The sequence below is a fragment of the Symplocastrum torsivum genome, from assembly GCF_059505465.1.
Map to the genome: position 1 here is coordinate 244,506 of NZ_JCACKQ010000112.1, position 11,170 is coordinate 255,675.

General features: G+C 46.9%; 12 protein-coding genes. 7 read left to right on the forward strand and 5 right to left on the reverse strand.

Annotated features, from left to right (window positions below; genetic code table 11):
• Positions 1 to 29 precede the first annotated feature (29 nt).
• The 6 genes from hydA to AC5JL3_RS26345 all read left to right on the forward strand — a co-directional run bounded on the left by hydA (position 30) and on the right by AC5JL3_RS26345 (position 6,134).
• Complete coding sequence (gene hydA / locus AC5JL3_RS26320; protein WP_496077283.1) at positions 30 to 1,439, forward strand: dihydropyrimidinase; 1,410 nt, start codon at positions 30 to 32, stop codon at positions 1,437 to 1,439.
• Positions 1,429 to 1,995, forward strand: a complete 567-nt coding sequence (locus AC5JL3_RS26325) for a GNAT family N-acetyltransferase (RefSeq protein ID WP_496077284.1) — start codon at positions 1,429 to 1,431, stop codon at positions 1,993 to 1,995. Before hydA ends, AC5JL3_RS26325 begins: the two co-directional genes overlap by 11 nt.
• Before the next feature lie 230 nt (positions 1,996 to 2,225).
• Positions 2,226 to 3,077 (forward strand): glutaredoxin family protein, encoded by an 852-nt coding sequence (locus tag AC5JL3_RS26330; protein ID WP_496077285.1) that lies wholly within the window; start codon positions 2,226 to 2,228, stop codon positions 3,075 to 3,077.
• A gap of 52 nt (positions 3,078 to 3,129) precedes the next feature.
• Positions 3,130 to 3,987, forward strand: coding sequence for a cytochrome c biogenesis CcdA family protein (locus AC5JL3_RS26335; protein ID WP_496077286.1), 858 nt, complete (start codon positions 3,130 to 3,132; stop codon positions 3,985 to 3,987).
• Between the two features lie 134 nt (positions 3,988 to 4,121).
• Complete coding sequence (gene zds, locus AC5JL3_RS26340) at positions 4,122 to 5,591, forward strand: 9,9'-di-cis-zeta-carotene desaturase (RefSeq protein WP_496077287.1); 1,470 nt, start codon at positions 4,122 to 4,124, stop codon at positions 5,589 to 5,591.
• 99 nt (positions 5,592 to 5,690) lie between these two features.
• Positions 5,691 to 6,134 carry an SRPBCC family protein gene (locus tag AC5JL3_RS26345; RefSeq protein WP_496077288.1) on the forward strand — a complete coding sequence of 148 codons (444 nt, stop codon included), beginning with the start codon at positions 5,691 to 5,693 and terminating at the stop codon, positions 6,132 to 6,134.
• A gap of 183 nt (positions 6,135 to 6,317) precedes the next feature.
• Here AC5JL3_RS26345 and AC5JL3_RS26350 read toward each other — a convergent pair whose 3' ends face one another.
• The 3 genes from AC5JL3_RS26350 to lipA all read right to left on the reverse strand — a co-directional run bounded on the left by AC5JL3_RS26350 (position 6,318) and on the right by lipA (position 7,969).
• Positions 6,318 to 6,461 carry a photosystem I protein PsaX gene (locus AC5JL3_RS26350; RefSeq protein WP_192222808.1) on the reverse strand — a complete coding sequence of 48 codons (144 nt, stop codon included), beginning with the start codon at positions 6,459 to 6,461 and terminating at the stop codon, positions 6,318 to 6,320.
• A gap of 235 nt (positions 6,462 to 6,696) precedes the next feature.
• Positions 6,697 to 6,888: a photosystem I protein PsaX gene (gene psaX, locus AC5JL3_RS26355; protein WP_496077289.1), complete on the reverse strand. Its 192-nt coding sequence runs from the start codon at positions 6,886 to 6,888 to the stop codon at positions 6,697 to 6,699.
• A 130-nt stretch (positions 6,889 to 7,018) separates the two neighbouring features.
• The gene (gene lipA / locus AC5JL3_RS26360) at positions 7,019 to 7,969 is read right to left on the reverse strand and encodes a lipoyl synthase (RefSeq protein ID WP_496077290.1); all 951 of its coding nucleotides are present in this window, start codon (positions 7,967 to 7,969) and stop codon (positions 7,019 to 7,021) included.
• 412 nt (positions 7,970 to 8,381) lie between these two features.
• On the opposite strand from lipA, the gene AC5JL3_RS26365 reads away from it, so the two are divergent.
• Positions 8,382 to 8,948 (forward strand): response regulator, encoded by a 567-nt coding sequence (locus AC5JL3_RS26365; protein ID WP_496077291.1) that lies wholly within the window; start codon positions 8,382 to 8,384, stop codon positions 8,946 to 8,948.
• An 80-nt stretch (positions 8,949 to 9,028) separates the two neighbouring features.
• On the opposite strand, the gene recR is transcribed toward AC5JL3_RS26365, so the two are convergent.
• Entirely contained in the window at positions 9,029 to 9,637 is a 609-nt protein-coding gene (gene recR, locus AC5JL3_RS26370; protein WP_496077292.1) for a recombination mediator RecR, read from the reverse strand.
• A 214-nt stretch (positions 9,638 to 9,851) separates the two neighbouring features.
• Positions 9,852 to 10,934, reverse strand: a complete 1,083-nt coding sequence (gene psbA / locus AC5JL3_RS26375; RefSeq protein WP_192221405.1) for a photosystem II q(b) protein — start codon at positions 10,932 to 10,934, stop codon at positions 9,852 to 9,854.
• Positions 10,935 to 11,170 lie beyond the last annotated feature (236 nt).

Below are 11,170 nucleotides of genomic sequence, written 5' to 3' on the forward strand. Positions count from 1 at the left end.
AAACGATTAGACCAGGGGAGCAATCATTCATGGATGATGTATTAATTAGCGGAGGACGGATTGTTACAGCAGTCGATGATTACGTTGCAGATATTTTAATCAGCAACGGCAAAATCGAAACAATTGGGCGAGTAATAGAAGCACCCTCTGCCCAACGCTATGATGCAACAGGTTTACTCGTGATGCCTGGTGGCGTGGATGTCCATACCCACATGGAGTTTCCCCTCGGTGAAGCCCAAACGTGTGACACCTTTGAGTCCGGTACTCGTTCAGCAGCGTTTGGTGGGACAACGACAATCATTGACTTTGCCCTGCAAAAACAAGGTGAAAGTGCCAAGCTAACCCTGGAACAACGGCTAGCCGTCGCTGAACCGCAAGCCAGTGTTGATTATGGCTTCCATATCATTCTGACTGACGTTAGACCAGAGGTTCTGACGGAACTACCAGATTTAATTGATATCGAAGGTGTCTCCAGCTTCAAAATGTTCATGGCTTACCCTGGCGTTTTGATGATGAATGATGCCGACATCTTCAAAACGATGCGCGTGGTTGGACACCACGGTGGGATGGTCAACGTACACGCGGAAAATGGTGGTGTTATCCAAGTTTTGATAGAAGAAGCCTTGGCACAAGGCAACACCTCCCCGAAGTATCATGCCTTAACGCGACCCGCAATTATGGAAGCGGAGGCAAGCCACAGAGCAATTCGTCTGGCGGAACTTGCAGAAGTGCCAGTTTATCTCGTTCACCTCTCAGCAAAAGAGGCATTAGAGTCAGTTGTGGAAGCACGCGATCGCGGTTTACCGGCTTTTGCTGAAACTTGTCCCCACTACCTGTTTCTCAACAGCGACGAATACGAACGACCAGGGTTTGAAGCCGCAAAATATGTAATGACCCCACCCTTGCGTGACCATCAGTGCCAACACGCTTTGTGGCGAGGACTCAAGTTTGATGACTTGCAAATTGTTTCCACTGACCACTGTCCCTTCTGTTTTAATGAAAACCTCTATGGTTTAAATCGCTCCAAGCAGTTAGGTCGCGATAACTTTGAGAAGATTCCTAATGGCGCACCAGGGGTAGAACTGCGTCTCCCATTAATTTTCGATGGTGGCGTTAAAGGTGGGAAAATCTCACTCAATCGTTTTGTACAGCTTACTTCCACAGCACCCGCCAAGATGTTTGGACTATTTCCTCGTAAGGGTGCGATCGCTATCGGTTCGGATGCCGATTTAGTGTTATTTGATCCAGATAAACCACATACGATAAGTGTAAGTAGCCATCACTCAAACGTAGATTACAGTTTGTACGAGGGGCGCTGTGTGATCGGCAAAGTTGAAAAGGTGTTTCTGCGTGGAGAGTTAATTGTAGATGGTGATCATTGGCTCGGTCGAAAAGGCGGAGGAACGTATCAAAAACGTTCAGCCTCCGGTGTCTTCTAAAGTGTCCCCTCTAGGCGCTGTATCGGATACTCTGGTGACGACCTATCTCCAGATGACGGATGGTTCAGAGTTTTGTCCTGCGTATCTCTACTACCATGATGGAATCAAAGTCATGTGCATGGATACGCCAGATGTCGCTTTTTATCGATTTTTATACACTTCTGTGGGTAAGCCGTGGGGTTGGCGCGATCGACTCTCCCATTCGGATGAAGAAATTGAGGCACTGCTAAAAGCACCAGGAACAAGTGTTCATGTTCTATATGTCAATGGTGTCCCGGCTGGATATATAGAACTAGCGAAGCGTCGGGAAGGCGCTGGTGGTCGTTTTGAATCAACAAAGATTGACTACTTTGGTCTACGTCCCAGCTACATTGGTCGTGGGTTAGGCAAGCATTTACTCAGTCATGGTATCGCCTACGCCTGGAACAAAGGCACTCAACGCTTGTGGGTACATACGAGTAATTTAGATGGACCCTATGCCCTCAATAACTACATCAAACGCGGCTTCAAAGTTTACCGAGTTGAAGAAAAGCCAATGCCGGAATCTTATTTTTAGTATCTACACCTTTTAACAAAAAAAGTTACTATCCGCCAGGTTTGCTGTTGATAAAGAGCTGATGCCAAAATGTAGATACAATTGTTGATTAAGCAAGTATTGTTTTAAATCTAAGATTTCCTAACTGTGGGCTTGATTGAAGCTTAATCTAAACTTTAAAACTTCACTCAGGAAACGGCTAATTTCAGCCTGTTGTTTTAAGTATCTATCAAGACGCTCTTTAATAACCCATGCTGGAATCTATCAAGTTTGCTGCCGCCGTCTCTGTAGCCCTCTTAACATTAACAACTGCATGTTCCTCAGTTGAACCGTCTCAAAACGTATCTGCCCCCTCAACACCTGCAAAAGCGATCGCACCCACTCCAAAGCCTGTTGCCTCTAAAGCACCAGCATCGAGTGCTTCACCAACACCTCCACCTGAAGGCTTCCAAGAGGCACTGGATACGGCAATGGGTGCAGCAACAATTGCCCAATCAGCTCAGTCCAAGGATGATTGGAGCTTAGTTATTGAGCGTTGGCAAAGTGCGATCGCTTTACTCAAAGCTGTACCCAAATCTAGCCCCAATCACACTACATCTCAGAAAAAGATTGCTGAGTACCAACGCAACCTCGCTTATGCTCAACAGCAGGAAAAGAATCCCTCAAAACCAACAGGTGCAGCGAGTTCCCCTCCAGTTGTTGCCGTAGTCCCTAGCCAAGCCAACCCCTCGCCTCCAGTTACTGCCGCTCTCAAACAAACCCGTCCTGCGACTCTTGTCACTGCTTCCAGGCAAACTCGCCCCTCTGCTGTTAGTCCAGAGGTGGCTTTAGCGCTTCATCTGAAAAAGGCAGGAGCTAAGATGTACGGGGCATACTGGTGTCCTGCTTGTACCCGACAGAAGCAAGAGTTTGGTGAAGAAGCATTTAAGCAAATTACTTACATTGAGTGCGATCCCGCAGGGAAAAATGCGCGTCCCGACCTCTGTCGCCAAGCCAACATCCAAGCCTTTCCGACTTGGGAAGTCAATGGTCAATTGTATCGCCCAGGTGGATATTCATTGCAGGAGCTGGCGGCTTTATCTAGCTATCAAGGCGTTCAGTAATTTCAGCAGGTGAGTCTCAATACTTCAATATCAAAACGAGTGAACTAACACCATGACACGTAGCAAACGGTTCTCTCTAGCCATAGCTGGACGCAGCCTCTCTAAATTCTTCTTACTTGGATTGCTTTTCTTAGGCACGATTCTCCTAATCCTGGTTGTCAGCTTTATCAATTGGAATGCTTTATTCCAACCCATCCAGGATTTTGTCTTCCAGTTGGAAGATGGCTATGAGCAATGGCTAGGGAAACAAAGCACCAACAATCCTGGATTTTTACTTCTATTAGCTTTTGTAGGCGGTTTGATTGCTAGCCTCTCGCCCTGCAAACTTGCTCTCCTAACGGTAAACCTCACGTACATCGGTACCCGTGAGTTTAAATCTTACAGAGATGCATTCCTTAAGGCTGCGTCATTTGTTCTAGGTGTCGTGACAATTCTCAGCTTATTAGGGCTATTTTCGTCCTTCGCTGGGGCAGTAATGGTTGGCTATCGTGGCTATGTCAATATTTTTGTTGGTACAGTAATTGTGCTGATGGGGTTAACTTTTTTAGAGATCATACGCCTTCCCATCCCCCAAACAGGTCTAGGGTTACCAATTACAAGTCCTTATAGCGCTGGATTAACATTTGCCTTGGTCGGTTCTCCCTGTACTAGTCCTGTGCTATTCGCCGTTCTGACTGCCGCTGCGGCGACGGGTTCCCAGCTTCAAAGCACACTCACAATGGTTAGTTACGCACTGGGTACAAGCACACTGATTTTCTTTGCCAGCCTATTTACAGGTTTAGCTAAACAAACCCGTGTTTTATTGAAGCATTCCGATTGGATCATGCGCTTGGGCGGTGGGCTGCTAATTCTGATGGGAGGATACTACTTGGTAAATGGGATTCGCTGGGTGATTTTGGTATTTAACTGAACGCGAGAACCCCGACTTCTTTGGGAAGCCAGGGTTCTGAACTGTAGAAAACAACAAAGATTAAGCAAACGTTTGCTGCATCCCAAGGCGCAATTCTATTAAAATCTGTAAAGAAAGTGAGAGGGAAAGGCTGAATGCGCGTTGCAATTGTTGGGGCAGGACTAGCTGGGATGGCGACAGCAGTTGACTTAGTCGATGCCGGACATGAGGTAGAAATCTTTGAATCTCGTCCCTTTGTTGGAGGGAAGGTTGGTAGCTGGGTAGATACCGATGGTAATCATCTAGAAATGGGATTACACGTCTTTTTTGGCTGCTACTACCAGCTATTTGATTTGATGAAGAAGGTGGGGGCGCTGGATAACTTGCGCCTGAAGGAGCATACCCACACGTTCATCAATAAAGGGGGACGCATCGGTGAACTGGATTTTCGTTTTTTTACAGGTGCGCCGTTCAATGGGCTGAAAGCCTTTTTCACAACCTCCCAGCTATCGCTACAGGATAAGCTACAAAATTCTCTTGCTCTGGGCACCAGTCCCATTGTTCGCGGTTTAGTGGACTTTGACGGGGCGATGAGAACAATTCGTGACTTGGATAAAATCAGCTTTGCCGATTGGTTTCGCCGTCATGGTGGTAATGATGGCAGTTTGAAGCGGATGTGGAACCCGATCGCATACGCTCTTGGCTTCATCGACACGGAGAACATTTCCGCCCGTTGTATGCTGACCATTTTCCAGTTTTTTGCAGTGCGCTCAGAAGCCTCGGTATTGCGAATGCTGGAAGGTTCCCCTTATGAGTATCTGCATAAGCCGATTATTGAGTACCTGGAAGCGCGAGGCGCAAAAATATACACCAGACGGCGAGTTCGGGAAATTCTCTATGCTGAGGCGGGAGAACATACCAAAGTCACTGGATTGGTGATTGCCAACGGCGAGACTGAGGAAACCATCACGGCTGATACTTACGTCTGCGCTGGCGATATCCCTGGTGTGCAACGCCTCCTACCGGAAGCATGGCGTAAGTGGTCGGAGTTTGACAATATCTACAAGCTAGATGCAGTGCCAGTCGCAACCGTGCAGCTAAGGTTTGATGGCTGGGTGACTGAACTCCATGATGCCCAGAAGCGTAAGCAGCTAGTGGAAGCGGCAGGACTGGATAATTTACTCTATACTCCTGATGCTGACTTCTCGTGCTTTGCTGACTTAGCGTTAACAAGTCCTAGTGATTACTACCGTGAGGGACAAGGCTCACTGTTACAATTAGTCCTCACTCCAGGCGATCCGTTTATCCGGCAAAATAATGAGGCGATCGCACAACACGTCCTCAAGCAAGTCCATGAACTCTTTCCCTCTTCACGAGAGTTGAACATGACCTGGTACAGTGTTGTCAAGCTTGCCCAGTCTCTCTACCGGGAAGCCCCTGGCATGGACGCCTATCGTCCTGAGCAAAAGACACCTGTTAGCAACTTTTTCCTCGCCGGAAGCTACACCCAGCAAGACTACATCGATAGTATGGAAGGAGCCACTTTATCGGGGCGTCAGGCAGCTAAAGCAATTCTAGAGAAGGCTCAAGAATTTGTAGAGCGAACCCCTGTAACAGCAGGTTGAGTTTATACGTGTTCTCAGTCATTAGTCGTTAGTCCTTAACGCAGAAAAACCAACGACTAATGACCAATATCAATTCCCAATTCCTAATTCCCAATTCCCATGTCCAATTGGCTAGAACACAGTGTACAGGTCGAAGTAGATGTTCCCATTGAAACCGTGTGGAGCCTCTGGTCAGATTTGGAGCAAATGCCCCGTTGGATGAAGTGGATTGACTCGGTGAAGGTGCTTGAAGACAATCCTGAGTTATCTCGCTGGAAACTTGCAACTGGTGGCTTAGAGTTTACTTGGCTTTCCCGCATTCTCAAGTTAGTGCCACAGCAAATTATTCAGTGGGAATCTGTAGATGGTTTACCGAATCGTGGTGCTATCCGCTTCTATGATCGGCAGGGCAGCAGTATTGTCAAAATGACTGTGTCTTATGCGATTCCCGGCTTCCTTGGTCAGTTGATGGATAACCTATTTTTGGGTCGTGTTGTTGAGTCAACCATCCAAGCGGATTTAGAGCGATTTCGTGAATATGCTCTCAACGTCAAAGCTCAATAACAAACGTTCGTCTAAGTGATGCTTAGCAGAAATGGTATAGCTTTACACCCTAAGCGACATTAAGCGTCTTCTCTAGGCAAGTGTAGCTTGAGACCAAATTCCTGAGGCTGCTCACCCGTACCCTCGGCTTGCTCCAGGGCACGATTGAGCAGCGCAAGCTTCATTTAGACCAAGTGGCTGGAACTATTCAATGATATGAAAATAGAAGGCTGCCACTACAAAGTTGCCTAACAAAAGGACTAGTGCCCAGAATAGGCGGAAGGGGTATGGGGGCTTAGCACCTGTTTTTGCAACTGGGGCGTTATATTTCTTGGTTTGAGCCGTCATAGGATTCGCTCCTTATAAAGAGACTTTCTTAAAAAATAGTAAAGTTAAACCGTACCAAAGAGCCATACCTGTAGGTGTGACTTATTGTGAAGATTCTTGCACCTTTTACTTGTCTAGTAGACAATCCATAGGGTTGAGAGAGGTTGCAGTTTCATTGCCGGATGAAGTAGGGAGAGCCTTAAAGACCTACTCTTCCCAATCATCTACCCAGTTTATTGATTGCTGATTCAGCAGTTTAGGGGTTGATAACGTGGAAATAAATTGCAGCAACCAATAGGTTAACCAGTAGGAAGCTGGCTCCAAGGGTTAAGCCCACCGGGAAGGAAGGCGTTTCATTGGGAGTGAGAACAGCAGAACCTTTTTTATTTTCTCTGTGTTCTTTAATTTCTTGTGTTTCTCTAGTTTCTTTTTTGGTTTCAGTCGGCATTTTAAAGACGCTAATTCTATGAGTTTCTTAATAAATACCGAAAAAAACAGGGACTTGATAAAGTTCTCTAGAGGGATTATTGGCTAATATCCAATCCGCTTTAAGTCGGAAATATTTGCACCTACTTTCTCTAGACTCTCTCACCAGCGTGGTAGGAACTGCGAACGAGGGGACCTGAACGGACATGGGCAAAACCCAACTCTCGTGCGATCGCACCTAACTCGTCGAATTCTTGGGGAGTCCAATATTTTTGAACGGGTAGGTGTTGTAAAGAGGGGCGCAGGTATTGACCTAAGGTAAGGCGATCGCATCCGGCATTGCGTAAATCAACCATTGCCTCAATCACTTCAGACTGGGTTTCACCATGCCCTAGCATCAAGCCTGACTTGGTGGGGATAGTGGAGTCAAGCAGTTTGACAAAGCGCAGGACATCAAGCGATCGCTCATATTTTGCTCCCCGCCGCACTCGTCCCTGTAGCCGTCGCACCGTCTCAACATTGTGGTTATAACAAGCCGGACGAGCCTTAACTACTGTTTCTACCCGTTGGTGTTGTAGGTCGGCAAGTGTTTCTTCTCCTTCACCTCTACCGCCCCAAAAATCCGCAGTCAGTACCTCTATTTCTGTTTCTGGATTCAGCTTACGAATTGCGTCCATCGTTGCGACAAACCAACCTGCGCCCTGATCAGGTAAATCATCTCGCGCCACTGAGGTCAGCACAACATAACGCAAGCCCAACAGATGTACCGAGTCAGCCACTTTTTGCGGTTCCTCAGGGTCAAGGGGCATTGGTAAATGACCCTTATCGACCTGACAGAAAGCACAAGCACGAGTACATGTTGGCCCCATCAGCAAAAATGTCGCTGTCTTCTGGGCATAGCACTCGCCTCGGTTCGGACAACGCCCTTCTTCGCAAATCGTGTGGATTTGCCGTTGTTTAATAATGCGCTGCACGGCTGAGATTTCGCTGGCTTTACCAATTGGACGCCGTAACCAAGTAGGAAGTGGTTCAACTGGCGGTTGCCATGACTTCTGAGTGGGTGGAGTAGTCAAAGACTGGTTGATTTTTGTAGACAAATCCATCTATGGTGATAACCTCTACGATAAGAATGTTAAAGCACTCAACTCCCACTCTTGTTTTACCCACTTTTTTGCTCTTATCCGTCAGACCAGATTAATCTAGAGTCAGGCGTAACGTTGGCTCTTGGGCTTAAGCTCAGAAGGGTAAGAGTTGAGGATGTAATGTCAGTAGCCGTATCACAGTTCAGGGACAGAAGTAATTCCGTCTTACGTGTGTGGTACTGGTTTATGTCGATTGGGTATAAAGTGACTTGTAGATCAGACCTAGACACACTGACGCTACACCATGAAATATGAGTTGGCAGCGTTAACAGTAACTAATTTTTGACTCAGGGTTGAATTCCTCATCTAGAGTCAGCGGCAGTCGCTTCAAAAAACTATAGTTTTTTAAATTACCTCTCTAAAGGAGTCAGTCGTGGCAAGTCATAAAATCCTGGTAATTGATGATAGTAAAGTCATCCGGATGCGGGTTAGAGAAATGTTACCTCCAGGTAACTTTGAAGTTCTAGAAGCGAAAGATGGTATTGAAGGGCTTAATCTAATCCGCCAGGAACGCCCAAATTTAATTATGTTAGATTTCCTCTTACCCAAGATGAGTGGTTGGGACGTATTTCAGGAAATTCAAACTCATAGTGATCTGCAAACAATCCCTTTAGTACTGATGTCAGGTCGTAAGGAAGAAGTAGCAGAGAAAATCACAGAGCCTTTTGAGTATTTTGCCTTTGTTGAAAAGCCATTTGAGAAGAAGCAGCTAGTTGATGCAATCAAAGAAGCGATGGGCAAGGCGAAAAAACCCCGCCCAGTTGCCCCAGCACCCGCAGCTACAGTAAGTTCACCCACTGCTGACTCGCCTGCGGCTTCTGTATCAGCAGCAGAGATTGAAGCGCTGAATGCGAAAATTGCCAAGATGCAGACGGAAATTGATGGTTTGAAGAAACAGCTAACTCAGCTAGTAACGTTCATCAAGCAAAAACTAAAATAGCTCTTGCCTTAGAGATTTAGAGATTGGGTAGACCTGAAGCAATATATGCTGAAATCTTCCCAATCCCTAATCCTCAATCTCTAATCTAGTTCCCGTCGTCCTTCTAAAGCTCGTGCTAAGGTCACTTCATCGGCATACTCTAAATCTCCACCCATTGGTAACCCAAAAGCAATCCGGGTTACTCGTGTAAATGGTTTTAGCAGTTGCCCGACATACAGTGTGGTAGTCTCACCTTCCACACTAGGACTAATTGCCAAAATTACTTCTTGAATCTCTTTGTCTCTCCGGCTGATTCGTTGCACCAACTGGTGGATGTGTAGCTGATCGGGACCAATTCCCTCCATTGGCGAAATCACACCACCCAGGACATGATACTTGCCGCGATACTCTCGCGTTTTTTCCAGGGCAATCACATCACGGGCATCTGCTACCACACAGATAGTGTTATTGTCCCGGTTAGAGTTACGGCAGATTTCGCAGACAGGTTCAGCAGAGAGGTGAAAGCATACCTGACACAAACCCACTTGCTTTTTCGCCTCAACCAAGGCTTGAGCGAGTGCCTGTACTTCTGCTTCTGAACGCTTGAGGATGTGCAGTGCTAGGCGTTGAGCAGTCTTAGGGCCTACTCCAGGCAGACGTTGCAGTTGCTCAATTAAACGTGCTAAGGGTCTTGTGTAAACCGTAGTCATTTCTCCGTGTCTGTGTACCTTCTATATAATGCCATTCTCCAAGGTAAGGCGTTCTAGTAAACGAGAACCTGGGGCAACTTCGCGTTGAAGAAGGTAGAGGGCAGGAGGCAGATGGCAGAAAGGAAAGAATTGCAAGGGGCTTGTACCAAGAACTCTAAAAATAAAAAAGCGCCTCCCTAAGGAGGCGCTTCTTAATAAGCTAGATTCTTAAGAATTAGCCATTGATAACTGGAGCGGTTAGAGCAACCGGAGTCGCTTCACCAGCCGCCAAGTCGAGAGGGAAGTTGTGAGCATTGCGCTCGTGCATCACTTCCATACCCAGGTTGGCGCGGTTCAACACATCAGCCCAGGTGCCAATCACACGACCCTGTGAGTCAATGACCGACTGGTTGAAGTTGAAACCGTTCAGGTTGAACGCCATCGTGCTGATACCCAACGCGGTGAACCAGATACCGATGACAGGCCAAGCCGCGAGGAAGAAGTGCAAGCTGCGGCTGTTGTTGAATGAAGCGTATTGGAAGATGAGACGACCGAAGTAGCCGTGAGCCGCAACGATGTTGTAGGTCTCTTCTTCTTGTCCGAACTTGTAACCGTAGTTCTGTGATTCGGTTTCGGTTGTTTCACGTACCAGTGAGCTGGTTACCAAGGAACCGTGCATTGCACTGAAGAGTGAACCACCGAACACACCAGCTACACCTAACTGGTGGAACGGGTGCATCAGAATGTTGTGCTCAGCTTGGAACACGAACATGAAGTTGAATGTTCCACTGATTCCCAAGGGCATTCCGTCAGAGAAGGAACCTTGTCCGATTGGGTAGATGAGGAATACTGCGGTTGCTGCTGCTACTGGTGCACTGTATGCTACGGCAATCCAAGGACGCATTCCTAAACGGTAGGACAGTTCCCACTCACGTCCCATGTAGCAGAATACGCCGATGAGGAAGTGGAAGATTACGAGCTGGTATGGACCACCGTTGTAGAGCCACTCATCTAAGCTAGCGGCTTCCCAGATTGGGTAGAAGTGTAAGCCGATGGCGTTAGAAGAAGGAACTACTGCACCAGAGATGATGTTGTTTCCGTAGAGTAAGGAACCCGCAACAGGCTCGCGGATACCATCGATGTCTACTGGAGGAGCGGCGATGAAGGCGATGATGAAGCAGGTGGTAGCGGCTAAAAGGGTAGGAATCATCAACACGCCGAACCAGCCTACATACAGGCGGTTGTCGGTGCTGGTTACCCAGTTGCAGAACCGTTCCCACACGGATGCGCTGCGTTCGCGCTGTAATGTGGTTGTCATTTGGTTTATAAGTGCTTGATTTGTTTTTTGGTTAGGCAGACGTTTTTTGTCTGTCTGTAATTACATTAAGGCTTTTATTGATTTTTGTAAAGCACATTCTCAAAATTGCTTTCATATTTATTAAGTTATCTATCTTTTCTAAGCTAAATCCCTTTGCCAGAGAGGTTTCTGACCGGAGCTGATTAACGGGACTTAAACGAAAATAGAGAGTGAATAAAGATATAATTCATGCAGGG

Coding starts and splice junctions, on each gene's coding strand:
- AC5JL3_RS26330 (WP_496077285.1), top strand. CDS start 2,226: ATGCTGGAATCTATCAAGTTTGCTGCCGCCGTCTCTGTAGCCCTCTTA.
- AC5JL3_RS26350 (WP_192222808.1), bottom strand. CDS start 6,461: ATGACGGCTCAAACCAAGAAATATAACGCCCCAGTTGCAAAAACAGGT.
- AC5JL3_RS26345 (WP_496077288.1), top strand. CDS start 5,691: ATGTCCAATTGGCTAGAACACAGTGTACAGGTCGAAGTAGATGTTCCC.
- hydA (WP_496077283.1), top strand. CDS start 30: ATGGATGATGTATTAATTAGCGGAGGACGGATTGTTACAGCAGTCGAT.
- recR (WP_496077292.1), bottom strand. CDS start 9,637: ATGACTACGGTTTACACAAGACCCTTAGCACGTTTAATTGAGCAACTG.
- psaX (WP_496077289.1), bottom strand. CDS start 6,888: ATGCCGACTGAAACCAAAAAAGAAACTAGAGAAACACAAGAAATTAAA.
- psbA (WP_192221405.1), bottom strand. CDS start 10,934: ATGACAACCACATTACAGCGCGAACGCAGCGCATCCGTGTGGGAACGG.
- AC5JL3_RS26335 (WP_496077286.1), top strand. CDS start 3,130: ATGACACGTAGCAAACGGTTCTCTCTAGCCATAGCTGGACGCAGCCTC.
- lipA (WP_496077290.1), bottom strand. CDS start 7,969: ATGGATTTGTCTACAAAAATCAACCAGTCTTTGACTACTCCACCCACT.
- zds (WP_496077287.1), top strand. CDS start 4,122: ATGCGCGTTGCAATTGTTGGGGCAGGACTAGCTGGGATGGCGACAGCA.